This is a genomic window from Paenibacillus sp. LBL (genome assembly GCF_029893715.1).
Lineage (GTDB): Bacteria > Bacillota > Bacilli > Paenibacillales > Paenibacillaceae > Paenibacillus_AQ > Paenibacillus_AQ glucanolyticus.
Genome location: NZ_JARXYU010000004.1, coordinates 104,844 through 129,953 on the forward strand (window position 1 = coordinate 104,844; position 25,110 = coordinate 129,953).

The window sequence follows — 25,110 nt, forward strand, 5'->3', positions numbered from 1 at the left end:
GAGGAAGGTGTGTTTATGACGTGCAGTCTTTCCAATCGTTTACCGGTGTTCCACCAGGTCAATCGCACCAAGCACAAGATGAGCCAGTCCGAAGCCGAGAATACCGGTTGCGGCAAGTTTATACTTGCTGCTAAGCAGAGCGGCACCCGAAGCAGAAACCACAGTTCCAAGAACAGCAGGAATCAAACCTTCACGCATGCTGAGCACTCCCTTTAATTTTGGTTTGGAAAGACAAGGTTTATTGTGGTCAAAAGGCTGTATATTATGCACAGCGAGACGCAGTGACATTAAATCCGGCAAATTTCGAGCGGACACATCTCGCAATGGCATATTTCCTGCAGCATCGGTAGATCCTTGATGACAATCATACCACCGGCATATTCAATGGCGTCTTTTTTACGGAGATCACTCAGCATCCGGTTCACGCTTTCGCGGGTTGCCCCAATCATGTTCGAGAGATCGGTGTGGGTAATCTTCTTATTAATGAGAATGGTATCATCTGCCTGATGCTGACCGTACGTATTGCTCAGACGAATCAGCGTCGAGGTTAATGCACCCGGCTTGCCGTACATCATAAGATCACGGAATTTGGTCTGGGTGATCCGGTGGTGAATGCCCATCCACTTCATAAAATCAATGGCAAAATCACAATGCTGACAGATCAGCATCTCCAAATCCTTATGCTCGATAACCCCGACTACACTATCCTCAAGCACCTCTGCCGAGAAGCTGTGATTGGTGCTGAAGAATGGATCGGCCTGACCGACCATATCCCCTGGATGATACATATATAGAATAAGCTCTTTGCCTTCATCAGTCGATTTGGTTAACTTAATTCTTCCTTGTTTCACGAAGTACAACTTGTCGGCGAAGTCACCTTCCCAGAACAAATGGGAGCCTTCAGGGAGTACTCTTTCCTTCATGGTGACCAGCAGACGGTTGCGGTTTTGTTCCGAGAAGCACTGAGTGTTCCCTAGGTTTTCGATTTCCATTACATTGTCTACAGTTTTCATGTTGGTATCCCCTAACATCCTAAAATTTGATCTGTTTAATCTTTAAATACATTATAACGTGAAAACATTCACTTGTGGGGCGGAACAAGAGGGAAATGATGGCGAATTTTCAAACTTTGTGATCTCTTTCACTTGAAATAGGGCGAAGACAGGTATAAATCACACAGAAAAGATAAATTTTAATATTGTGAAATATTTCACATGATTTTAGAAATGGCTGTGATACGATCAAACCGTAGAAGAGAAAGAATCATGAACCATGGGAGGATGAGAGATATGGCTGTGAGCAAAGGAACGATCGAAGTAAAGGCACAGACAGCAGGGGAGTACATTCAAGGTCTGATTGACAAAGCGAACCGGGCGAAAGAAAAGTTTATGGAATTGAATCAGGAGCAAATTGACGGGATTGTGCAGGCGATGGCCATCGCAGGCCTTGATAAGCATATGCAGCTGGCAAAAATGGCTGTAGAAGAAACTGGCCGCGGTGTATATGAGGATAAAATTATCAAAAACTTGTTTGCCACAGAGTACATCCACAACAGCATCAAGTATGACAAAACGGTGGGTGTCATTGAGGATAACGCTTTTGACAGCTTTCAGAAAATTGCGGAGCCGATCGGGATCATCATGGGGATTACCCCGGTAACCAATCCCACCTCCACAACAATTTTTAAGGCACTGATCTCCATCAAAACAAGAAACCCGATCATTTTCGGATTCCATCCATCCGCACAGGCATGCAGCAGGGAAGCTGCCCTGATATTGCGGGATGCTGCTGTTGCTCAAGGTGCTCCGGCCGATTGCATTCAGTGGATCGAGGCTCCTTCCATGGATAAAACCAATACACTGATGAACCATCCTGATGTTGCCTGCATTCTGGCTACCGGCGGATCCGCGATGGTAAAGGCAGCCTACAGCTGCGGTAAACCTGCGCTTGGTGTAGGACCCGGCAATGTGCCTTGCTTCATTGAAAAGAGTGCAGATCTGGATCAGGCGGTAAATGACCTGATTCTGTCCAAGACCTTTGATAACGGTATGATATGTGCTTCTGAACAGGCAGTCATTATAGAGGAGCCTATCTATACGGCAGTGAAGAAAAAAATGATGGCCAGCGGCTGTTATTTCGTAAACAGGGAGGAACTGGCGAAGCTGACTGCACACGCGATGGTATCGGAGAAATGTGCGGTTAACCCGTCAATCGTCGGACAGCCGGCATTCAAGATTGCCGAGGCCTGCGGCTTTGAAGTGCCGGAGAGCACCAAAATTCTGGTCGCCGAGCTGGAGGGAGTAGGTCCTGCATATCCACTGTCTGCCGAGAAGCTCAGTCCGGTTCTGGCCTGCTATAAAGTGAAAAATGCAGAGGAAGGAATTACGCGCGCGGAAGAAATGGTAGCATTTGGCGGCATGGGCCACTCGTCGGTCATCCACTCGCACAATGAGGAAATCATCATGAAATTCACGGACCGGATGAAGACCTGCCGTATTCTGGTGAACCAGCCATCCTCGCAAGGCGGGATTGGTGACATCTACAACACGAACCTGCCATCGTTGACGCTGGGCTGCGGTTCGTATGGCCGTAACTCTACCTCGTCGAACGTAACAGCCGTCAACCTCATCAACGTGAAAAGGGTGAACCGCAGAACCGTGAATATGCAGTGGTTTAAAGTGCCGGATAAAATCTATTTTGAAAAAGGATCCACGCAGTATCTTGCCAAAATGCCCGATATTACCCGGGTTGCTATCGTAACCGATCCGATGATGGTGAAGCTTGGCTACGTAGAGCGGGTAGAGCACTATCTGCGTCAGCGCAGAGTGCCGGTTGCTATCGAGGTGTTCTCGGAGGTTGAGCCGGATCCTTCCACAACGACGGTAGAACGCGGATCGGAGTTGCTGAAGCGATTCCAGCCGGACTGCATCATTGCCCTCGGCGGCGGTTCGCCGATGGATGCAGCAAAAGCGATGTGGCTGTTCTATGAATACCCGGATACGGACTTCAATAATCTGAAGCAAAAATTTATGGATATCCGCAAACGGGTCTATAAATATCCGAAGCTTGGACAGAAGGCAAAATTCGTTGCCATACCAACCACCTCGGGAACGGGCTCGGAAGTGACCTCGTTTGCGGTCATTACGGATAAAGTGCTGGGGAATACCAAGTACCCGCTGGCTGACTATGAGCTGACCCCGGATGTTGCGATTATCGATCCGGAATTTGTATACACCCTGCCAAAAACAGCGGTAGCGGATACCGGGATGGACGTTTTGACACATGCCATCGAGGCGTATGTATCGGTCATGGCTAACGATTTCACGGATGGTTTGGCAATCAAGGCCATACAGCTGGTGTTCCAGTATCTTGAGCAATCGGCGCTTACCGGCGACAAGCTGGCCAGAGAGAAAATGCATAATGCTTCGACGCTTGCCGGCATGGCCTTCGCGAATGCATTCCTTGGCATCAATCATAGCCTTGCGCATAAATGGGGCGGCCAGTATCACACAGCTCACGGGCGAACGAATGCAATCCTGCTGCCGCACGTCATCCGTTACAATGCCAAGAAGCCAACCAAATTTTCCGCTTGGCCTAAATACACTCACTTTGTAGCCGATGAGAGATATGCAGAAATTGCAAGGATTCTGGGCTTGCCTGCAAGAACGACGGAAGAGGGCGTCAACAGTTTGATCGGTGCAATCCGAGAGCTGAACAAGAAGCTGGGCATCGAAGAGTCGTTCCAGCAGCTGGGAATCGACCCTCAAGATTTTGAGAAACGTGTTGAGCATTTGGCGGACCGGGCCTTTGAAGACCAGTGTACTACGAGCAATCCGAAGCTGCCGCTTGTCACAGAGCTTGCGGAAGTATACCGCAACACGTTCTACGGCCGCTTTTAGATCTAAGAAATACGAGAGACGGGTTGTGGACTGCGGACTGCATAACAGAAGCGGGCGGGTAAATCAGAGTGATAAAAATCACGGGAAAAGATAAGTTTGTGATTTTTATCACAGATGCTGAGAATGAACAGGATTACAATAAAAGTGTAGAAGAAAGCTGAATCTCAGGTCTTTGATATAGAAGCTTGAAGGTACACGGCGGGGTCGAGGCAGCATTGATCGTGAAAATAATCACATTAAGATCTGAGATGGATCAATGTGTGACTCCGCCTGTGCGGCAAGCTGCAGCATAATCTAGGAGGGATTCAATATGTCGGTGATTGAAAAAGAAGTGGGCTGGAAAGGTTTTAAATCAGGTAAATGGAACAAGCGGATTGACGTTAATGATTTTATTGCAGAGAACATAACACCTTATTATGGCTCTGATGATTTTTTGGCAGGACCAACGGACAACACGAAGGCACTCTGGGATATCGTATCGGATTTAACCAAAAAAGAACGGGATAATGGCGGGGTGCTGGATGTTGATGTGAATACGCCTTCCACGATTGTGTCCCATCAACCTGGCTATTTGGATAAGAAGAAGGAACAGATCGTCGGCGTACAGACGGATGAGCCGTTCAAGCGTTCGATTCAGCCGTTCGGCGGAATCCGAATGATGATTGATGCTTGCAACGCATATGGTTTTGAAATGCCGCAAGCGGTAGTGGACATCTTCTCAGGCATACGCAAAACACATAACCAGGGCGTGTTTGATGCCTATACCTCGGAGATGAGGGCAGCCCGTAAGGCAGGGATTATTACAGGTCTTCCCGATGCTTATGGCCGTGGTCGTATTATTGGCGATTATCGCAGAATCTCCTTGTATGGTGTAGATGTCTTGATCCATGATAAATTGCGAGAGCTGGGCGAGCTTGAGGTTGATGCGATGGATGAGCCGGTGATCCGATTGCGGGAAGAATTGTCCGAGCAAATCCATGCACTCAAGGAATTGAAGGAAATGGCGGGCATGCACGGCTTTGACATTTCGAAGCCTGCGAATACGGCGAAGGAAGCATTCCAATGGCTGTATTTTGGTTATTTAGCTGCTATCAAGGAACAGAATGGCGCAGCCATGTCGCTTGGCCGGGTATCTACTTTCCTTGATATCTACATCCAGCGTGATCTGGCTGAAGGCAAGCTGACGGAAGAGACTGCACAGGAGCTGGTTGACCATTTTGTCATGAAACTGCGGATCGTGAAGTTCCTGCGTACACCCGACTACAATGAACTGTTCAGCGGTGATCCAACATGGGTCACAGAATCGATTGGCGGTATGTCGTTAAATGGGGAAACAAGAGTAACCAAGAACAGCTTCCGTTTCCTGCATACGTTGTATAATTTGGGCCCTGCCCCGGAACCGAACTTGACGGTATTATGGTCTGAGAAACTGCCCGAAGGCTTCAAGAAATACTGCTCGAAGGTATCGATCGAAACCAGCTCGATCCAATATGAGAACGATGATCTCATGCGTCCGATTTACGGAGACGATTACGGGATTGCTTGCTGCGTATCCGCTATGCGCATCGGGAAACAGATGCAGTTCTTCGGAGCCAGAGCCAATCTGGCCAAAGCGCTCCTGTATGCAATCAACGGCGGGAAGGATGAGAAATCCGGCGCCCAGGTTGGTCCGGAATACCCTGCTATTACGGCAGAGGTTCTGAGTTATGACGAGGTCATGAAGCGATTCAAGCCGATGATGGAATGGCTTGCAAAGCTGTATATGAACACACTGAACGTGATCCACTATATGCATGATAAATACAGCTACGAACGGATTGAAATGGCGCTTCATGATCGGGATATTCTGCGGACGATGGCATGCGGTATAGCGGGCCTGTCCGTAGCGGCGGATTCGCTGAGTGCAATCAAGCATGCACAGGTGAAGCCTGTACGCAATGAGCAAGGGATTGCAGTTGATTTTGAAATAGAAGGCGACTTTCCGTGCTACGGTAACAACGACGATCGGGTCGACGACATCGCCGTAGAACTCGTTGAAGTCTTCATGAGCATGATTCGCAAACATAAGGCATACCGCGATGCGATGCCGACCCAATCGGTACTGACCATTACGTCCAATGTCGTATACGGCAAGAAAACGGGAACCACACCGGACGGCCGCAAGGCGGGCGAGCCGTTTGCGCCGGGTGCGAACCCTATGCACGGACGCGATAAGAAGGGTGCCCTCGCTTCATTGACTTCCGTGGCCAAACTGCCTTATGAGGACAGCCTCGACGGGATCTCGAATACATTCTCGATTGTACCGAAAGCCCTTGGGAAGGAAAGCGAGATTCGCGTGAACAATCTGGTTGCGATGCTGGATGGATATTTTGGAAGCAAGGCTCATCATCTGAACGTGAACGTGTTTGACCGGGAGCAGCTGATGGATGCGATGGAACATCCGGAGAATTATCCGCAGTTAACGATCCGGGTATCCGGGTATGCGGTCAATTTTGTCAAACTGACACGCGAACAGCAGCTCGACGTGATCAATCGTACCTTCCACGGTACGATGTAAGAATGGAAAGTAACAACAGCGGATACAGAAAGGATGACGCCCTATGCTTAAAGGTCATATACACTCCATAGAAACGTTCGGAACGGTGGACGGTCCAGGTATCCGCTTTGTACTCTTCATGCAGGGATGTCTGCTGAAGTGTCAATATTGCCACAATCCGGATACGTGGGGATTGCATGAAGGACAGGAAATGACGGTAGAGGATGTGCTGGCTCAGATTGAGCCTTATCTAAGTTACTATCGTTCTTCCGGTGGAGGGCTGACCGTATCCGGAGGCGAGCCGACACTGCAGTATCCTTTTGTAACCGAGCTGTTTAAGGAAGTAAAGCGCCGCTGGAATCTGCACACGACCCTTGACAGCAACGGTTATAATGAGCCGGAGAAAATATCGGAGCTGCTGGAGCATACCGACTTGGTTCTGCTCGATCTGAAGCATATCAACGATGAGAAGCATATCAAGCTGACCGGGAAGTCGAATGAGAGGACGCTGAAGACCGCCCGCTGGCTGTCCCACCATGGTCGAAAAATGTGGGTCCGGCACGTATATGTGCCGGGTATCCATGACAGCGAACACGACCTGAGGGCGCTCGGTCAATTTATTCGCACTTTACAAGGCGTTGATAAATTCGAAATTCTGCCCTACCATCAGATGGGTGTGTACAAATGGAAGGAACTCGGAATGGCATATCCGCTAGAAGGAGTTCCGTCACCGTCAGAGGAAGAAATCGCACGCGCTTATCAGTTGATTGGCGAAGCAGCCGAGCAAAAATAATCGGTGGCGAACTAATTTTGTTGTATTATACTGAACATAATATGTTATTATTTTTAACAATAACCTTTCCTCATTATGGAAGGGTTATTGTTTTTTGTGGAGGATTTTATCCCTTAGATAGAAAAATATCGACCTATCGAAAAGTGGAATCGCTTTCTATAATGAAGATGTAAGGAAAACGCCTATCAAATATACAAATACTTCGGGAGGGTCAAAGACAATGAAGAAAAAGGGTCTGGCATTATTAATGTCGCTTCTGTTCGTCTCGTCCGCACTTTTGTCCGCATGCGGTGACAAGGGAGCAGAGAAACCATCAGGTGGTACGGAAGGCGCGGCCAGCAATGAACCGTTTGAAATTACAATTCGCCATACGCAGGTAGGTGAATCCAAGAAGTTCCGTCTTGCATTGCTGAACGATGTGGTCAGCAAAACCGAAGAAGCTGTACCCGGGCTTAAAATCAAGCTGGACGCAGTAGACTCCGAAGTGAACCGTAAAGAGAAATTAAGAGGCGAGATGGCCGCAGGTAAGCCGCCGGAAGTATTCGATGTGTTCGGAAGCCCGGACGCAGGCGTATATTCCAAAGAAGGCTTGATGCTCGATTTAACCCCTATTTTGGAAGAACTCGGCATTAAAGACAAATTTACAACACTGGATCCATTCACGCATGAAGGCAAGATTTACGGATTGCCAATCGGCGGCTCCATTGAAGGGATTTTCTATAACAAGGATTACTTTGCACAGAAAGGTCTGACCGTGCCGAAAACTTTGGCGCAGCTGGAGCAAATTGCGGAAACAATCAAAGCCGACGGAAAAATTCCGTTTGCACAATCCTCCAAGGACGCATGGATTCCGCTCATGACCACGAATAATCTGTGGAGCTATTATGCAGGAGCGGAAGTTACGTATGGCTTTAAGACCGGAGAAACCAAATGGACCGATCCGAAAGTCGTAGAAGGCGTGAAGAAACATCAGGAATGGGTTGAAAAGGGTTACTTCAAAAAAGGCGAGCTCGGTTTCGAGTATGCGGACATGAGAAACCAGATCATCTCCGGCGAAGCTATGATGATGATGGACGGATCGTGGGCTAACTCCGTATTCAGAGATCCGGCTCAAGCAGGCGATATGGTAGGCAAGATCGGATACTTTAACCTGCCTCCGGTTAATGAAGGCGATCCTGTGATTGTCATGCAGGATGCTAATAATGGATACGGCTTCTCTGCTTCGGTGGCTGAGGATCCTCGTAAACTTCAAGCGGTTAAAGAATTCATCAAAAATATGTGGACAGATGAAATGCAGCTTCGCGGTCTGAAAGAAGACGGCGTGCTGCCGGCGATGAAGATGGATCTGGCAACCATGAACTCCACTTCGGACGATCCGCTCATGCAGGATATTTTCAAAGGGGTAAGTGAAATCAAATATTCCTTCCCTGCCTTTGATGCACTTGTTCAAGCAGACGTGAATACGGCACTGAGCATGGGGATTCAACAGGTCATCGGCGGCGAGCTTGATGCCGAGAAGATGCTGGAGAATGTTCAAGCAGCACAAGAAGCGGCTAACGCTGCAGAGGAATAAATAATCAAGATTAGACGTTAAAGGGCACCACCCGCTGCTAGACATGGGGGTGCCCTTTCGTCTAAATTACAGACATAAATACGGAGGTTACCATGAACAAAGCGCTGAGAAATCCTCTGATTTACATCGTTTTTGTGCTGCCGGCATTCATACTGTTTCTGGCCTTTTTCATATACCCGATTTTCACTGCGTTTGATAACAGCTTTACGAGCTGGAACGGCATCTCCAAAGATGTGAAGTACATTGGGCTTGATAACTATGTTACCGCAATTAATGACGATGCTTTTTGGAAAGCAGTTAAGAATAACGTTTATTTCATTCTCTTTTCCTGTTTGATCCAGGTTCCGATTATCGTGATTTTTTCATTGCTTATTGCAAACGTGAAACGTCTGAAGGGACTTTACAAGACAGCGGTTTTTGCACCATCTATTATGTCAACAGCAGTTATCGGCATTTTGTGGGGATTCATTTACAACCCGGACTTTGGCCTGATGAATGAAATTTTAGGATTGGTTGGCGTTGAGCCAATTTACTGGCTGTCTGATCGAAAATGGGCCATGATTGCCATCCTCATTACGAACGGCTGGCAATGGACCGGCTTTTACATCGTGATGGTGCTTGCGGCGATTCTATCCATACCTAAGGAACTTGATGAGGCTGCCGCGATGGATGGTGCGACAGGCGTTCAGAGAGCCACGAAAATCACGCTTCCATTAATTATGCCAATTATCTCTGTAGTGATCATGCTTTCGATCGCGGGAGCCATGAAAGCGGCGGATATTATTCTGGTTATGACCAAGGGCGGGCCGGCCGGCTCAACCGACGTTATGGCAACATATATGATTCGATATGCAATTACGAGTTTCAAACATGGTTTTGGCAATTCGATTGCCGTGTTGATCTTCCTCTTCACGATTATCGTAACCGTGCTCTACCAGGTGCTGATTGCACGTCGCAACGAAAGGATTGAATACTGATGAGAGCACTGAAGAAACTGATCCCGCATATATTCCTGATGGCTTATCTGCTCATCATTCTCTATCCATTCCTGTTCGTGTTGTTCTCTTCCGTGAAGGTGGATAATCAGTCCATCGCGTCGAACCCGTTTGGACTGCCAAGCACGTTTGTATTCGATAACTACGTCAATGCGTGGGTTAACGCCAAGATCAGCACCTACTTCTGGAACAGCTTGTACATCGGCGTGCTGTCTGCCTGCTTGTCAATCCTGTTTGCGGCAATGCTGGCATTTGCGGTCACACGCATGCGGTACAACCGGATCAGCGCAATTGTTTTCCAATGTATTTTAATAGGGATGCTGATTCCTAACAATTCTCTGATGCTGCCGATTTATGGCATGATGAGACAGCTCGACATTTTGAACACACATATGGCTCTCATTCTACCGTATGTTGCTAATGCGATACCCTTCTCTGTCATTATTCTGGCAGCCTTCATGCGGTCGTTGCCCGGAGAAATAGAAGAAGCGGCAGTTATTGATGGATTGAGGTCTGGCGGGTTGTTTGCTAGAATTATATTACCTCTAACCGTTCCGGCCATCGTTACCGTTTTCATTATCAACTTCCTTGGTAACTGGAACGAATTCTTGCTTGCTAACTATTTCCTATCTAATGATGAACTGAGAACGCTTCCTGTCGGAATGGTCGGTTTCAGAGACGCCTATAATATGAACTACGCGCAGATGTCGGCGGGTATCGTATTCAGCGTACTTCCGGTCCTAATCATCTATGCAGTTCTACAAGAGAAGATTATTGAAGGTGTCACCGCAGGAAGTGTCAAGGGGTAATACAGGAGCGGGAGCATGCGTATGAATTTGCGGAACAAACTATTCACGGCCTTTTTGGGGCTCATTATTATTCCGTTATTTGTGCTAGGTCTATTTACTTTCTTTATTACCTATAACTCGATTGAGAAAAAGTACAGTCAGCAAGCCGAGTACTCCCTTAAAGCGATCAGTTACAGCATTCTGAACGTGTTTAAGGAAATGGAATATGTCACGGATAACGGGATTGCCACATCCGTATTTGCGATGGCGCTGAATGCCAAGGACCCCGATGCGCAAAATCTGATCAAGGAATCAAATGCGGATCAGCTGAAACTCAATGACAGACAGCGCAGTTTTCGAAACCTTCTATATAATCATCCTGCGATCAGTTATGCGTTTTTGTATCATTTCAGCAAAGAGTCGCCACCGATTCCGATTTTTAGTAAAGAAAATTTCAGAACCCTGCCTTACGAACAATTTAAGAATAGTCCTCTATATGAAGAGGTTGTCAAACTGAACGGAATTCCCAAATGGCTGGCTCCGCATGAATTTCCGGAATTGACGGGTGCGGACCCGGTCTTCACCCAGATCAGGCTCATTAAGGATGTCTCCACACTTCGCAAGCTAGGTATTCTTGTTGTTCAGATCAAAAAATGGGAGTTTGAAGAGATCTTCCGTAACCTTACACTCCCGAACAATCTGCAGAACACCTCATTCATGGTAGTTAATAATGAGGGATTAATCCTCTTTGATCCAAAGAATGATATGGATGGCCAAAATATCAGTCAGTATATGAAGCAAAAAGTCGAGTTTAAACAAGGCTACCAGAGCTTTAAAGCCAAGTTTAACGGCAATGAGAACATTGTCTCCATCTATCATCTGAACGATTATGGCTGGAATCTCGTTTCGGTTACCGATTGGAATTCTTTGTCGCAGGAGGTTACTTCCTTTGCCAAATGGTTCTTTGTCATTATGGGCATCAGCCTTGTCACAGCCATTGTGTTCAACCGTCTGTTCATGAACCGGATTACCGGCACGATCGCTGTCATTGTACGCTTTATGCGCCGAGTGGAGGATGGGGATTTGAGCGCGAGGGTTGAAGAGAAGGGAGAGGATGAACTGCTGCTCCTCTCGAAAGGGTTCAACAATTTGATGAACCGGATCAACAATCTGTTTGCGCAGATCAAGAAGGAACAGCGGCAGAAGACCGAAGCAGAGATGCGGGTGTTGCAGGCACAGATTAAGCCGCATTTTCTCTTTAATACATTGGAATCTATCAATGTCCTTGCCATCCAGAATGAAGGGCGCAAGGTCAGTGAAATGGTATACCGGCTTGCCAGCATTTTGCGAATCAGTATACAGGACAAGGAAGAGATCACACTCGAGGAAGAAATCAAGCATTTGCAGAGCTATCTCGAAATTCAGAAGTTTCGGTTCGAGGATTTGTTCGAATATGAAATCGACGTTCCGAGGGAGCTTATGCACAGCCGTATCCTGAAGCTGACGCTGCAGCCGCTTGTCGAGAATAGCATACAGCATGGATTTGAAGGGATAGCCTATACGGGAATGATTCGCATATCCGCGTGGAAGGAACTCGGGAATGTTTTCATCCGGGTGGAGGATAACGGGCTTGGGATGACCTCCGAACAGCTGTCGATGTTTGAATATATGGTATCCGAGGATAACGTGTCCGAACAGACAACGATGCAGAACCTTAAAGTGAACCAGGAACGGCGTGGACTAGGACTGCGAAGCGTGGCAGACCGGCTGAGGATTCAGTACGGGGATTATTACGGTCTGTTCATATGCTCCAGCCGTCCCGGCGGAACCGTTATACAATGTGTCATACCCAATTATGACAGGGGGGAAGGGCAGCATGCTGAAGGTATTATTAGTTGACGATGAGGCTCCCATCTTGAACAATCTCAGCAGGGTTCTGCCTTGGGAAGAGATGGGGATGAAGGTTGTCGGACTTGCCAGAAGCGGGATGGAGGCACTTGAAGTAGCTGATCAGCATCATCTCGATTTGATTCTGTCGGATATCCGGATGCCTGTGATGGATGGATTGTCCTTTATTACGAAGATCCGCGATAAGGGGAGCAAGGCGGAAATCTTTTTGCTGACGGGTTATCAGGAATTTGAATATGCGCGGGAAGCAATCAAACTTGGCGTTAAAGATTATATCAGCAAGCCGATTCATTACGGTGAACTGGAGATGAAGATTCGGGACATTGGGGAGGAAATCCGCAAGAAGAGAGCGAAAGAGAAGTATTACAGCACCGTTTCGCTTATTGATGAGGCTCCAAATCCTGTAGCTGTCAAGAAAACACCCGACCAATTGGTTACATCCGCATTAGAGTATATCAATACCCATATGGGGCAGGATTTGGGCATTGAGGAGCTCTCGGAACATCTGGGCATCAGCTCAAGTTACTTCTGCTTATTGTTCAAGAACCATGTGGGTCTTACCTTTGTGGAATACTTGACGAGACAGCGAATGGAGGCTGCCAAGTTTCTGCTTGTGAACAGCGATAAGAATATTGCGCAGATCGGTTCTTTTGTCGGTTATCATGAACGCCGTTATTTCACCAAGGTGTTTCAAAAGGCCACGGGCATGACACCATCCGAATTCCGGGAAATGTCCGGGGAGGCAACGGTCTAAGATCTCCCTGTACGAATGCGGGCTGCCAAGTCATCATACGAACCCGCTTAACCAGCCTTGCATGGTCCTTAAATTGATAGAAAGTAGGTTTTTGAAACCATGAAATGGACGATAGCGGATTTATCTTTAGAGCAAAAGGTAGGGCAAATGTTTATATGCGGATTCAATGCCCTAACGCCGAATGAACATGCAAACATACTGATCGATCAATATCAGGTCGGGGGTATCTGTTATTTCCGCCGAAACGTGAGAACGCTGCCCCAGCTGGCCGAGCTTTCGGAATCGTTGCAGCAGCTCGCCTCAGGCAGCCAGAAGCTTCCGCTTCTGCTCTCGATTGATCAGGAAGGCGGCATGGTTGCACGAATCGATCATGAAGGCATCAGCCGCATTCCTGGTAATATGGCGCTTGGCGCAGCGGGAAGCGCGGAAGATTCCTACAGGGTGGCACAGATTGGGGCGCGTGAGCTTCGTTCACTCGGTGTGAACATGAACTTTGCGCCTTGTCTGGATGTCAACAACAACCCTCGCAATCCGGTGATCGGCGTACGTTCCTTCAGTGAAGACCCGCAAGCCGTTGCTGCCCTTGGGACAGCTGCGATCAAGGGATACCAGGAAGAGGGCGTATCTGCAACGGCCAAACATTTTCCCGGACATGGCGACACCAGCGTCGATTCCCATCTGGGGCGGGCTTCTGTGCCGCATGATATGGAACGCCTTCGCCGTGTAGAATTATACCCCTTCGCGCAAGCGATCAAGGCTGGCGTTGATGCGATTATGACCGCGCACGTCAGCTTCCCGGCAATCGAATCGAGTGATCTCCCGGCAACCCTCTCGCATGCCGTGCTGACCGGACTTCTTCGAGAGGAGATGGGGTTTGAAGGGCTGATCGTGACAGACTGTCTGGAGATGCATGCCATCTCCAAAGAGTACGGCATTCCTGAAGGAGCGATTCGTGCTATTGAAGCCGGCGCGGACTGCGTGCTGGTCAGCCATACCCTGTCAGAGCAGACCGCAGCGATTACAGCTGTCATTGAAGCCGTTCAAAGCGGAAGATTGTCCATGAACCTGATCGACAGGTCTGTAGAGCGGATATTAGCGCTCAAGGAGCGCAATGCGAAGCTTGCCGAAGAGCTGCCGGTCCAAACGATTGGAGAGGTGACGGAAGAGACCAAACAATTACTGGCCCAAATCGCGGGCAGAGGAATCACGCTGGTGAAAGACGAAGGCCAGCTTCCACTTCAGGCAGAGCAAGCGATTGCGGTTATCTGGCCAGAGCTGCTGCAAGCTACCCAGGTGGATGAAGCCTGGAGCAAAAGCTATACGTTAGGCGATGCGCTGAGAAGTTATGGGGTGCAGGCAGACGATCTGCGTGTCGGAACCGATATGTCGGATGCGGAGGTAGAGCAAGCAGTTAAGGCTGCTGAAGGCTATAGACAAATTGTAGTGGCTACGTACACGTCGGAGAGCCGTCTCCCCGCGGGACAACAGAAGCTGGTGAATAAGCTGGCTGAGCTTGAGGGTGTGTCAATCGTTGTTGTTGCAACCCGCAATCCATATGATATGAATGACCTTCCTCCCGTTGCAACATATCTGTGCAGTTACGAGAACACACCTTATTATATGAATGCGGCTGCCGGCGTCTTGTTGGGCAAGGTGATACCGGAAGGGAAACTCCCGGTCAGCATTAGCGATACTTATCCGCTGGGTTGGAGCGGCCACCAGGATTATGTCAATAATTAAATAAATGTTATTGGAGCCGGAGTCTTCCTTACGGGGAATGCTCCGGTTTTCCTATTTTCCAGCTATTTCTGAGCAACTTTTCGGGAATGTTGGCGTCTAATACTATGTCCCATAGAGGCAGACAGACTATACTGAGTGTTTTAAAGGAGTAAAGGATGAATTTCAAAAGAATCTCGATGATTACAGTCCTTGCCGCGGCCCAAGTATCAACGGCTCTTCCCGTGGCAGCTGAATCACCGGATATTACAGCTCCGGCGCTAATTAGCAATTCAGCGCTGCAGTCCCCGGTGGAAGGACAAACCCAGCAGAGCAGAGAACAGCAGACGGAATTGCAGCAAGCCGAAGAAACGCCAAATGAAACACCGACCCAGGCAGTCGAAGGTACGATAAGTGATCCTGATTCCGATTCTTCTGCACCAAATGAACAGCAGGAGGAGCAGGAAAGCGATCCTTCCGATAATACGGTATCAGAAAATGAAGAGGGCAGTACGACCAAAGATGAGTCCGAGATCGGCACTTTCCAGGTTTCAGCCAATGAACTGGTGCTGATGATGAACAGCAATGTGATGTATCACAACGGTAAGCAGTACAAGGCAGGACAGCCGATGGCTGTGAAGCAAGGAGTATCCTATGTGGCTATCCGTGCGATGGTTGAACGCGCAGGACTAAAGCTGGCTTATGATAACAAGACAAAGGAAACGATCATCCTTAAAGACGGCAATGAACTACGCTTTACGACAGGAAGCAGCAATTATAAAGTGAACGGACAGGTGCGCCCAATGAAAGGCGCTGCCTATCAGAGCAGCAATGTATTTATGGTTCCATTAACCGCAATCACGCAAGCGCTTGATATTCCATATAAGGTTAATCAGCCAGAGAAGAAGGTTATTCTGGATTTATCCAATATGGGCAATGACAGCAATAGCGGTCAACAACCCGGTGGAAATAACGGGGGGGAACCAGGGAGCGAGACTCCCAATATACCGAATCTTGGCCCCAATGACTTGATCCTGATGATGAACAGCAACAAGATGTACCAGAACGGGAAAACGTATACCGCTGGACAGCCGATGGCTGTCAAGAATGGCGTATCCTATGTTGCGATTCGTTCCCTTGTCGATCGGGTCGGCCTGAAACTGACTTATGACGGGAAAACAAAAGAAACGATCATTATCCGTGGCAGCGATGAGCTTCGCTTCAAGACGAACAGCAGCGTATATACTGTGAATGGTCAGAGAAAATCAATGAAGGGCCCGGCGTACCAGTCCAACAATACGTTCATGGTGCCGCTGACCAGCATTACGCAGGCGCTTGATATCTCTTATCGGGTGGATCAGCCGAACAAGCGTATTATACTCAGCGTGAGCTCAAAGCCGGTGGCTTCCTTTACCATTCAGTCCGGTGAGATCCTTGCCGGTCAGAAGGTTACGTATAAAACGAACTCGTATTCGCCGACAGGCCTTGCGATCGTAAATGAGCATTGGGAAGGCCGCGAAGAGGTTTTCAATGAACCCGGCGTGCATACGGTTTCCTACTCCGTACAGGATTCGAGTGGGGAGTGGAGCGAGCCGTATACACTCAGCATCCATATATCAGCTCCAAACACCCCGCCTGTAGCGATGTTTGATACCGATAAGAAGGAATATAAGATCGGTGAGAAAATTACGTATATCAACCAGAGTTATGACAGTGATCCTGGCGATGAGATTACGTATAAATGGGAAAACAATGATCAGGCCTTTTTCACGGCCGGCCCGCATAAAGTGTTATTGATTGTTACGGATAAGCATGGCGCCACCAGCTCTTATGAGAAAATCATTAACGTAACGAATGAGGTCTTGTATACAAAGGATCAATTCAATCAGTTATTTACGGGTATCGGCGACAAATATACGTTTGACGGAACAGCGGTGCCAACATGGAATCTTATGCCCATTACGAGAAGCTCCGAGCCCAGCTTGCTGATCCGCAGCAACTCTCCGGAAACAGTATATCAAGAGGGGATTGTGTACCGCGAGATTGGCAATGCCAGCACACGCTTCATGATTCACCATTTGAACGCAACCGGAAAAAACATGAAGATGTACGTAGTCGCAACTAATATCAACACATCGACGGCACGCCTGACAACCGAGTATACCGGAATGGGCGGACCGATTAATATTCCTACAGCGACAGGCAAAGCAGCCGTGCAGCGTTACCTTGAATCGATGCAGTCACCGGATTCGTTCAAGACGATTTCCCTTGCACCTGGGGAAAGTCGAATCATTTTACAAGATTTAAGCGCGCAAACGATGAAGAACCAGCAGGTGCTCTCGATGTTTGCTGATCTGTATTCGGATTCGCCGATCCGATATGACGTTATCATGATTGATGAAGTCAAGGATCCGATTCAAAAGCTTCCTTATCTGATTCTGCATCCGAGTGATGGCGTTCATAACCGGGGAACCTATCCGGATTCCACGCGGATCATCGAGTCTTACGAACTGGTAGGGAATACACCTTCCCGGCTTGCGCTGGGTGACAAGACAAATGATCCGAATCTGGAAGGGTATGACGGCATTAACGGCTCATATCAATCCAATGCCGGCAACTTCGGTGTACTGTACAAAATCAAGCTGCACCGCGTAGCGCCCAATACGCTGATCACGCTGAATCCGCGCGGAGGCAAATACATGGGCGCGATGATGGTGAACGGAAACATCATTCAGACGCCGAATACAAGCGGAGGCGCAATTTCCGCTCCGAATGAAGCCGCAGTACTGTACCGTACAGGCAATTACGAGCAGAGCGTAGAGATTTTGTTCACAGCAGCACCGGGAAGCAGTCTGCCAATCAACATCCTCTTGCAGCCGCTGCCGCAGGTTAAGAACTAATATTACTTTCTAATGACAACAAGGGCAGTCCTTACAACCACGGAAATGGTGAGAGGGCTGCCCTTTTTATGATGATTCGTATCCGTCGGTGCGGTGATCCGAAGCCGTCACTATTGAAGCATGGCGTTCAATGTACGAACACAGCAGGCACATAACCGCTTACATTGACGATGTCTCATTTTTCAGGCATTATAAGGAGAGAGTATCTTCATGAAGAGGAGGTTATTGCGTATGCTTACGACAGAAGAGATTATCGACGCCATGTCGGAACAGGGGCTGCGCATTACCGATCAGCGCAAGACGCTTGCCAAATTGTTTGGGGAACATCCCGGCTATTTGACAGCCAAGGATGTATACGAATATATGGGCCGGAAGTACAGCGGTTTGAGCTTTGATACGGTGTATCGTAATCTTCGGGTATTGTATGAGCTTGGCGTATTGGAGCAGGTCGTGTTCGAGGAAGGGATCAAGTTCAGAGGACGGTGCAGCGAGGATCATCACCATCATCATATGATCTGCCTGCAATGCCAGAAGACGTATCCGATCACGTTCTGTCCGATGCAGTTGACCGATGCGCCGGATGATTTTCAAGTCGTTCAGCATAAATTCGAAGTGTTTGGCTACTGCCGGGATTGCAGCAAGGATAATACCGATAAGGGAACCTCACCTTCAAGTGGAGGAAAACGGGACAACCGGGCATGAGCACCGCGCGCAGGGTTGTGAAGGTGCCGATACACTTCTATCGGAAATTCATTTCACCGTTGAAACCGGCAACCTGCCGATTTTATCCGACCTGCTCAGCCTACGCTTTGGAGGCCGTTGAAGTGCACGGTGCCTTGAAGGGGTCCTGGCTGGCGGCCAAGCGGATTGCAAGATGTCATCCGTTTAATCCTGGCGGCATTGACATGGTTCCGCCGCGCAAAGGAGAGTCGCACTCTCCATTGACAGAGGAATAGTCCTTGTCCCTGGTAAAATGCTTGCCGGTTGTGGCATGCTGACAGTAGGAATAGGATGTCCGCACAGACCGGCTTGACACCCGGCAGCCCATTTTATTAAAATGATAAGAAATTATAGGTAAATCCGAGGAAGAGATAAGTACGAAAAGCTGCGCCTTGTACAGAGAGCCGGGGAAGCTGGAAACCGGTCATGGCGAATTTCGGAAAATGGTCTTGGAGGATCCGCTTTTGAGCGCTGCAGCCAGCATGGGAGGCTGCCGTAAAGGAGCGGCGTGAGCCAGCGTTAATGGACGGCCGCTTGACGGCAGAAGAGCCTGTTGCCCTTAAGGGTACAGGGAATTTGGGTGGTAACACGTGAGAACAACTCTCGTCCCATGGGGACGGGGGTTTTTTGCTGTTTTCCTGCATGCCGGCAATAGCTTGATACAACAATTAATTTAAGGCAAAGGAAGGTTTTTATGGCCGACAAAAAGACGTTTTATATTACAACACCCATCTATTATCCAAGCGACAAGCTGCATATCGGGCATGCCTACACCACGGTGGCAGGAGATGCCATGGCTCGCTACAAGCGGCTTCGAGGTTACGATGTCCGTTATTTGACGGGAACCGATGAGCATGGACAAAAGATTGAACGGAAAGCGGAAGAAGCAGGGAAGACCCCTCAGCAGTTCGTGGACGACATTGTGGCTGGAATCAAGGATCTGTGGAAGAAGCTGGACATCTCGAACGAGGATTTCATTCGTACCACGGAGAAGCGCCATACAACGGTTGTGCAGGAGGTATTTGAACGACTGCTCAAGCAAGATGATATCTACAAGGGCGAGTATGAAGGCTGGTACTGCACACCTTGCGAATCGTTTTTCCTGGAGCGTCAGCTGGTGAACGGCAATTGTCCGGACTGCGGTCGTCCGGTAGAGCTTGTGAAGGAGGAGAGTTACTTCTTCCGCATGAGCAAGTATGTGGACCGCCTGCTTCAGTACTATGAAGAGAACCCGGATTTTATCCAGCCGGTGTCCCGCAAGAATGAGATGATCAACAACTTCATTAAACCGGGCCTTGAGGATCTGGCTGTTTCTCGTACGACCTATGAGTGGGGCGTAAAAGTCAAAAGCGATCCGAAACATGTGATTTATGTGTGGATTGATGCACTCCTGAACTATATAACGGCACTTGGATACGGTACAGAGGACACCAGCATGTATGATAAATACTGGCCAGCCGATGTACACCTGATGAGTAAGGAGATTGTGCGTTTCCATACGATCTATTGGCCGATCATCCTGATGGCACTCGATGTGCCGCTTCCGAAAAAAGTGTTTGCCCATGGCTGGCTGCTCATGAAGGACGGTAAAATGTCCAAGTCCAAAGGGAACGTGGTTGATCCGGTCACGATGATTGACCGGTATGGACTGGATGCGCTTCGTTATTATTTGCTGCGCGAGGTTCCATTTGGCGCGGACGGTACGTTTACGCCGGAGAGCTTTGTCGAGCGGGTAAACTCGGATCTTGCCAACGACCTGGGCAACCTGCTGAACCGCACCGTGGCCATGGTCGATAAATATTTTGACGGAGAAGTCCCGGCATTAATTGCAGGTGTGACACCGTTTGATGCCGCCATAGAGGAAGCCGCCAAGACCGTGTATGACAAAGTCGAGACCGCTATGGAGAATATGGAATTCTCGGTTGCCTTGACGGCGATCAGCCAGTTTGTCAGCCGCAGCAACAAATATATTGATGAGACACAGCCATGGACGCTGGCTAAAGATGAGGGCAAACGCCACGAACTCGCATCCGTGATGAGTCATTTGGTGGAAACGCTCCGCGTAGCGTCCATTCTGCTGCAGCCGTTCCTGACCCGTACGCCGAAGAAAATGTGGGATCAGCTCGGCCTGGTGGAGGGTGAGCTGACGACTTGGGAGAGCGGCCGTCAGTTCGGGGCCATTCCGGCCGGAACGAAACTGCAAAAAGGCGAGCCGATCTTCCCGCGTCTGGACACAGAGCAAGAAGTGGCGTTCATCGTAGAGGCGATGACAGGCGGCACGAAGGCTGTCCAGGAAGAGGCTTCTGCCTCGGGGGCTTCTTCATCCGAGAATAGCGCAGCAGAGCCTGTAGAGCTCAAAGAGGAGATAGGCATAGAAGATTTTGCCAAGGTCGAGCTTCGAGTGGCGCAGGTAATCTCCGCAGAGCCCGTGAAGAAAGCAGACAAGCTGCTGAAACTGCAGCTTGATCTTGGTTTCGAACAGCGGCAAGTGGTATCCGGCATTGCCAAGTTTTACACGCCGGAGGAATTGGTGGGACGCAAAGTGATTTGTGTGACCAATCTGAAGCCGGTGAAACTAAGAGGAGAAATGTCGCAAGGGATGATCCTGGCCGCTTCCGAGGGGGATCAGTTAACGCTTGCAACGGTACCGGACAGCATGCCTAATGGAGCTGTCGTGAAATAATGTGCGACTATGTTGAATGAAGTCGGAATAGACGGTGTACCCTGTTAAGGGTACGCCGTTATTTTTTTCCGTTAATAAGGAGTACATAACATCTCTATCGAAATCTAATAGTAATTTTTACGATTTGGTTGACAATTGGGTTTTCCTGCTCTTATAATCTTGTTAGTAAAGTTTACGATTAAATGAACGGAGCGGTGTGGGGAGATGAACATGAGTAAGAGAAAGAATATGCTTAACAGTTGGACCTGGAGTATAACCTCCATGTTATTGGCAGTTGTCATTTTGTCCGGGTGTGGCAGTAAATCGGGCGGAGGCGTTGTAGAAGGCAAGGTCAACGTCATTACTACCTTTTATCCTATATATGAATTTACGAAGGAGATCGGCGGCGACGAGGTCAATGTGGTAAATCTTTTGCCAACCGGCGTAGAGCCGCATGATTGGACTCCGCGCAGCCAGGATATCGTCAACACTTCCAAAGCTCAGCTGTTTCTTTATAATGGCGCAGGCCTTGAGGGATGGGTACCCGGTTTTCTGAAGGGGCTTGATAAGGATACCCAGGTGAAACCAGTCGAAGTCAGCCAAGGCATTCAGTTGATTGATGCAGAGGGTGACGATGGTCACGGGCATGGAGAAGCAGCTCATGAAGAGGAGCACGACCACAGCCACGAGGAAGGTGCCGAAGAAAATCATGAAGGCCATGACCACGAAGAAGGCGCAACGGAGAATAACGCGAGTGCGCATCATGCAGATCCACATACATGGGTAAGTCCGAAATCGGCATTGGCGATGGCGGAGAACATCAAGAATAGCCTCGTTGAAGTGGATCCCGAACATAAGGACTTATATGAACAGCGCTATGAAGGATTGAAAGAGAAGCTCGTGAAGCTGGATAACGACTTTACGAATCAATTGTCCGGTTTGCCGAAAAAAGACATCGTTGTATCTCATCAGGCATTCGGTTATCTATGCCGGGATTATGGTCTGACACAGCATGCGATTATGGGATTGTCTCCAGATGCTGAGCCGAGAGCACAGGACATTGTGAACCTGACCAAAACGGTGAAGGAGAAGGAAGTTCAATATATTTTCTTCGAAGAACTTGTATCGGATAAACTTGCAAAAACGCTGGCTAATGAAGCGGGCGTGGAAACGCTGGTGCTGAATCCGGTAGAAGGATTGACGAAGGAGCAGGTGGACAGCGGTGAGAATTATTTCACGCTGATGGAGAAAAATTTGCAAAATCTAACGAAGGCATTACAATAAATAAGAAGGGGGATAATATCCCCCTCTTCTTTTGTGTCATGGAATGTTAATATGCTCGTATACTTGATAGAGAGACTACAGAGAGAAAGGCGGCCTGGTTATGGAACCGGCAGCGCAGGATTGCCATCAACCGATTATACAAATCAAGAATGTATCCTTTCATTATCGCGATCAGCAGGTGATCAAGGATCTTAATTTCACCATCAAAGAACGAGACTTTGTAGGGATCGTCGGCTCTAACGGAGCGGGCAAAACCACGTTGCTTCGCATGATCGTTGGATTGCTGCCTGCCGTGGAAGGATCCATCGAACTGTTTGGTCAGCCGATCCGGAAATTTCAGGACTGGGAGCGGATTGGATACGTTCCGCAGAAAAATTCGTTCAACCCGTTGTTTCCGGCAACCGTGCGCGAAGTGGTGATGTCCGGGTTATATAACCGCAAGAAAATGTTTCGCCGTCTGACCCGTCTGGATCATCAGAAATGCGAGGATGCTCTGGAAGTCATGCGTATTCAGGATATTGCAGACAAGCGGATCGGCGCCCTGTCCGGCGGTCAGCAGCAGCGTGTATTCCTGGCCCGTGCGCTTATCAATCGTCCGGATCTGCTCATATTGGACGAGCCAACGATTGGTATTGATGCCGAGACTCAGGCCGGATTTTTTGAATTGATTACCCATATGCATGCCCATCATCATATGACCTTTTTGATGGTGACCCATGACTTGGACATGGTTAAAGACTACTTGGGAGAGTCGCCGGTATCGCAGAACGGGAAAATACAATTTTATGTTCGCCATTCCCATGAAATCGAGAATTGCGCGGAAGTTGACCTGCAGCATTCGCTCGTATAATGCATTTGCATACGGAACTGTGTGAAGCAGGAGAAGGAGACGTTATCATTGCTTGATATTTTGCTTAGCGATTTTTTTCAGCGGGCGCTGATCGGAGGGGTTCTGATCGGTTTAACAGCCCCGCTTATCGGGATATTCCTCGTGCTGCGCAGGCTGTCCATGATCGGCGATACCTTGTCGCACGTCACGATTGCGGGTGTGGCGCTGGGATTTTTGATTGAAGTATATCCACTAGCCGCAGGACTTGTGTTTGCGGTTCTGGCCTCTTTTGCGATTGAGAAGCTGAGAAAGGCATACAAAAGCTATGCCGAGCTGTCAATCGCGATTATTATGTCTGGCGGCGTAGCGTTGGCTTCGCTGTTTTTCACATTGGGAATGGGCTATAATACGGATGTTATGAGTTATTTATTTGGAAGCATCTATACGCTGGATACCACCGATATTTATATGGTAGGCGGTGTAACGATTATCGTGATCGCGGTGGTGGTCATGTTCTTCAAAGAATTCTTCCTGCTCAGTTTCGAGGAGGATGCGGCAAGCGTCAGCGGGCTGCCTGTCAAAATGATGAACATGATCATTACGGTTCTGACCGCACTTGTCGTAAGCACGGCCATCAAGATTGTGGGCGCACTTCTGGTATCTGCGCTCCTGACCATACCGGTAGCGATCAGTTTATTGCTGGCGAGAAGCTTCCGAAGCTCCATCATTTTATCGGTTATCATCTCCGAAATTGCCGTTATCGGGGGACTGATGCTTGCGGGCGTATTCAATTTGGCACCGGGTGCAACTATCGTGCTGCTGCTGATTGGTCTGCTTATCGTTACACTTGTCGGCAAAAAGGGCTTTACGACATAAGGGGGTTCTGAAATAAAATGGCTGATATTAATATCGGCATTGCGTTTGCTGCCGGTTTTGCTTCCTTTATATCTCCATGCTGCTTACCGTTATACCCGTCCTACTTATCCATCATTACAGGCATGTCGGTGAATGACCTGAAGAACGAGCAGAACCGCAAGGAGGTCCGCTTCCGGACCATGACGCACACTTTGGCGTTCATCCTTGGGTTTTCTGCCGTTTATTACACCCTTGGCTGGGGGGCAGGTTTATTCGGGGAGTTTTTTACAGAGTATCAGGATCTGATTCGCCAGTTGTCTGCACTGCTTATCATTGTGATGGGACTTATGCTTATCGGCCTCTTCCAGCCTAAATTTCTAATGAAGGATCGGAAATTCAATTTTAAATCGAAGCCGACCGGATACATAGGAACGTTTTTGTTTGGCATCGGGTTTGCCGCAGGATGGTCGCCTTGCGTCGGGCCGATCTTAACTGCAATCATTGCACTGGCAGCCTCTGATCCAGGAACCTGGTTCCCGCTGATCACTTCGTACTCACTAGGATTTGCCGTTCCATTTTTCATTTTGGCATTCTTTATCGGCTCTACCCGCTGGATCCTGAAATATTCCAGCACGTTGATGAAGGTAGGCGGCATCCTGATGATTCTGATGGGGGTTCTGCTCTTTACGGATCAAATGTACAAAATTACGATTTGGCTGCAAGGCATTACGCCGGAGTGGCTCAAATTCTAATGAGCAGGTTAAGCTGGTCCAATTCATAAGTCAATAATGTTATAGGATTGGACCAGGACTTGCCAACGGGTCTTAAAAACATGTATCATTACTAGTGCAGGTAAAAGAGGTTTTTTTGCAATGGTTATGTAATTATAGAAAAGAGG

The 25,110-nt window shown here is 48.6% G+C and carries 19 protein-coding genes and 1 other annotated feature; of the genes, 17 read left to right on the forward strand and 2 right to left on the reverse strand.

What is annotated here, in order from left to right; genetic code table 11:
* Positions 1 to 39: 39 nt before the first annotated feature.
* Together M2277_RS11605 and M2277_RS11610 are read right to left on the reverse strand one after the other, a co-directional pair.
* Positions 40 to 198 carry a hypothetical protein gene (locus M2277_RS11605; RefSeq protein WP_006209333.1) on the reverse strand — a complete coding sequence of 53 codons (159 nt, stop codon included), beginning with the start codon at positions 196 to 198 and terminating at the stop codon, positions 40 to 42.
* 89 nt (positions 199 to 287) lie between these two features.
* On the reverse strand, positions 288 to 1,013 hold the full coding sequence (locus M2277_RS11610) for a Crp/Fnr family transcriptional regulator (protein WP_036636723.1): 726 nt from the start codon (positions 1,011 to 1,013) through the stop codon (positions 288 to 290).
* Between the two features lie 276 nt (positions 1,014 to 1,289).
* Here M2277_RS11610 and adhE point away from each other — a divergent pair, with 276 nt between their 5' ends.
* The 17 genes from adhE to M2277_RS11695 all read left to right on the forward strand — a co-directional run bounded on the left by adhE (position 1,290) and on the right by M2277_RS11695 (position 24,964).
* Positions 1,290 to 3,899, forward strand: coding sequence for a bifunctional acetaldehyde-CoA/alcohol dehydrogenase (gene adhE, locus M2277_RS11615; RefSeq protein WP_280754807.1), 2,610 nt, complete (start codon positions 1,290 to 1,292; stop codon positions 3,897 to 3,899).
* Positions 3,900 to 4,209: 310 nt separating this feature from the next.
* Entirely contained in the window at positions 4,210 to 6,456 is a 2,247-nt protein-coding gene (gene pflB / locus M2277_RS11620) for a formate C-acetyltransferase (RefSeq protein ID WP_280754808.1), read from the forward strand.
* A 43-nt stretch (positions 6,457 to 6,499) separates the two neighbouring features.
* A complete protein-coding gene (gene pflA, locus M2277_RS11625) occupies positions 6,500 to 7,228 on the forward strand; it encodes a pyruvate formate-lyase-activating protein (RefSeq protein ID WP_063479085.1) in 729 nt (242 codons plus the stop codon).
* A gap of 220 nt (positions 7,229 to 7,448) precedes the next feature.
* On the forward strand, positions 7,449 to 8,801 hold the full coding sequence (locus M2277_RS11630; protein WP_006209337.1) for an ABC transporter substrate-binding protein: 1,353 nt from the start codon (positions 7,449 to 7,451) through the stop codon (positions 8,799 to 8,801).
* Between the two features lie 92 nt (positions 8,802 to 8,893).
* Positions 8,894 to 9,778, forward strand: coding sequence for a carbohydrate ABC transporter permease (locus tag M2277_RS11635; protein ID WP_006209338.1), 885 nt, complete (start codon positions 8,894 to 8,896; stop codon positions 9,776 to 9,778).
* Complete coding sequence (locus tag M2277_RS11640; RefSeq protein WP_006209339.1) at positions 9,778 to 10,605, forward strand: carbohydrate ABC transporter permease; 828 nt, start codon at positions 9,778 to 9,780, stop codon at positions 10,603 to 10,605. The genes M2277_RS11635 and M2277_RS11640 overlap by 1 nt, the downstream gene beginning before the upstream one ends.
* A gap of 21 nt (positions 10,606 to 10,626) precedes the next feature.
* Positions 10,627 to 12,483: a cache domain-containing sensor histidine kinase gene (locus tag M2277_RS11645; RefSeq protein ID WP_006209340.1), complete on the forward strand. Its 1,857-nt coding sequence runs from the start codon at positions 10,627 to 10,629 to the stop codon at positions 12,481 to 12,483.
* Complete coding sequence (locus M2277_RS11650) at positions 12,461 to 13,246, forward strand: response regulator transcription factor (RefSeq protein ID WP_006209341.1); 786 nt, start codon at positions 12,461 to 12,463, stop codon at positions 13,244 to 13,246. The genes M2277_RS11645 and M2277_RS11650 overlap by 23 nt, the downstream gene beginning before the upstream one ends.
* 99 nt (positions 13,247 to 13,345) lie before the next feature.
* Positions 13,346 to 14,986 carry a beta-N-acetylhexosaminidase gene (gene nagZ / locus M2277_RS11655; protein WP_280754809.1) on the forward strand — a complete coding sequence of 547 codons (1,641 nt, stop codon included), beginning with the start codon at positions 13,346 to 13,348 and terminating at the stop codon, positions 14,984 to 14,986.
* Positions 14,987 to 15,141: 155 nt separating this feature from the next.
* Positions 15,142 to 17,862, forward strand: a complete 2,721-nt coding sequence (locus M2277_RS11660) for a stalk domain-containing protein (RefSeq protein ID WP_006209342.1) — start codon at positions 15,142 to 15,144, stop codon at positions 17,860 to 17,862.
* Positions 17,863 to 18,093: 231 nt separating this feature from the next.
* Positions 18,094 to 18,564 (forward strand): Fur family transcriptional regulator, encoded by a 471-nt coding sequence (locus tag M2277_RS11665; RefSeq protein WP_006209343.1) that lies wholly within the window; start codon positions 18,094 to 18,096, stop codon positions 18,562 to 18,564.
* Positions 18,561 to 18,818, forward strand: coding sequence for a membrane protein insertion efficiency factor YidD (gene yidD / locus M2277_RS11670; RefSeq protein ID WP_006209344.1), 258 nt, complete (start codon positions 18,561 to 18,563; stop codon positions 18,816 to 18,818). Before M2277_RS11665 ends, yidD begins: the two co-directional genes overlap by 4 nt.
* 118 nt (positions 18,819 to 18,936) lie before the next feature.
* Positions 18,937 to 19,196, forward strand: a binding site (T-box leader).
* A gap of 80 nt (positions 19,197 to 19,276) precedes the next feature.
* Complete coding sequence (gene metG, locus M2277_RS11675; RefSeq protein WP_280754810.1) at positions 19,277 to 21,265, forward strand: methionine--tRNA ligase; 1,989 nt, start codon at positions 19,277 to 19,279, stop codon at positions 21,263 to 21,265.
* 204 nt (positions 21,266 to 21,469) lie between these two features.
* Positions 21,470 to 22,528, forward strand: coding sequence for a metal ABC transporter solute-binding protein, Zn/Mn family (locus M2277_RS11680; RefSeq protein ID WP_082834325.1), 1,059 nt, complete (start codon positions 21,470 to 21,472; stop codon positions 22,526 to 22,528).
* 100 nt (positions 22,529 to 22,628) lie between these two features.
* Positions 22,629 to 23,378 carry a metal ABC transporter ATP-binding protein gene (locus M2277_RS11685; RefSeq protein WP_006209347.1) on the forward strand — a complete coding sequence of 250 codons (750 nt, stop codon included), beginning with the start codon at positions 22,629 to 22,631 and terminating at the stop codon, positions 23,376 to 23,378.
* 48 nt (positions 23,379 to 23,426) lie between these two features.
* Entirely contained in the window at positions 23,427 to 24,233 is an 807-nt protein-coding gene (locus M2277_RS11690) for a metal ABC transporter permease (protein ID WP_280754811.1), read from the forward strand.
* Positions 24,234 to 24,250: 17 nt separating this feature from the next.
* The gene (locus tag M2277_RS11695; protein ID WP_006209349.1) at positions 24,251 to 24,964 is read left to right on the forward strand and encodes a cytochrome c biogenesis CcdA family protein; all 714 of its coding nucleotides are present in this window, start codon (positions 24,251 to 24,253) and stop codon (positions 24,962 to 24,964) included.
* Positions 24,965 to 25,110: the final 146 nt, after the last annotated feature.

Coding starts and splice junctions, on each gene's coding strand:
- M2277_RS11640 (WP_006209339.1), top strand. CDS start 9,778: ATGAGAGCACTGAAGAAACTGATCCCGCATATATTCCTGATGGCTTAT.
- M2277_RS11630 (WP_006209337.1), top strand. CDS start 7,449: ATGAAGAAAAAGGGTCTGGCATTATTAATGTCGCTTCTGTTCGTCTCG.
- M2277_RS11680 (WP_082834325.1), top strand. CDS start 21,470: ATGAACATGAGTAAGAGAAAGAATATGCTTAACAGTTGGACCTGGAGT.
- M2277_RS11695 (WP_006209349.1), top strand. CDS start 24,251: ATGGCTGATATTAATATCGGCATTGCGTTTGCTGCCGGTTTTGCTTCC.
- M2277_RS11650 (WP_006209341.1), top strand. CDS start 12,461: ATGCTGAAGGTATTATTAGTTGACGATGAGGCTCCCATCTTGAACAAT.
- M2277_RS11605 (WP_006209333.1), bottom strand. CDS start 198: ATGCGTGAAGGTTTGATTCCTGCTGTTCTTGGAACTGTGGTTTCTGCT.
- M2277_RS11610 (WP_036636723.1), bottom strand. CDS start 1,013: ATGAAAACTGTAGACAATGTAATGGAAATCGAAAACCTAGGGAACACT.
- adhE (WP_280754807.1), top strand. CDS start 1,290: ATGGCTGTGAGCAAAGGAACGATCGAAGTAAAGGCACAGACAGCAGGG.
- nagZ (WP_280754809.1), top strand. CDS start 13,346: ATGAAATGGACGATAGCGGATTTATCTTTAGAGCAAAAGGTAGGGCAA.
- yidD (WP_006209344.1), top strand. CDS start 18,561: ATGAGCACCGCGCGCAGGGTTGTGAAGGTGCCGATACACTTCTATCGG.
- M2277_RS11685 (WP_006209347.1), top strand. CDS start 22,629: ATGGAACCGGCAGCGCAGGATTGCCATCAACCGATTATACAAATCAAG.
- M2277_RS11635 (WP_006209338.1), top strand. CDS start 8,894: ATGAACAAAGCGCTGAGAAATCCTCTGATTTACATCGTTTTTGTGCTG.
- pflA (WP_063479085.1), top strand. CDS start 6,500: ATGCTTAAAGGTCATATACACTCCATAGAAACGTTCGGAACGGTGGAC.
- M2277_RS11665 (WP_006209343.1), top strand. CDS start 18,094: ATGCTTACGACAGAAGAGATTATCGACGCCATGTCGGAACAGGGGCTG.
- M2277_RS11645 (WP_006209340.1), top strand. CDS start 10,627: ATGAATTTGCGGAACAAACTATTCACGGCCTTTTTGGGGCTCATTATT.
- pflB (WP_280754808.1), top strand. CDS start 4,210: ATGTCGGTGATTGAAAAAGAAGTGGGCTGGAAAGGTTTTAAATCAGGT.
- metG (WP_280754810.1), top strand. CDS start 19,277: ATGGCCGACAAAAAGACGTTTTATATTACAACACCCATCTATTATCCA.
- M2277_RS11660 (WP_006209342.1), top strand. CDS start 15,142: ATGAATTTCAAAAGAATCTCGATGATTACAGTCCTTGCCGCGGCCCAA.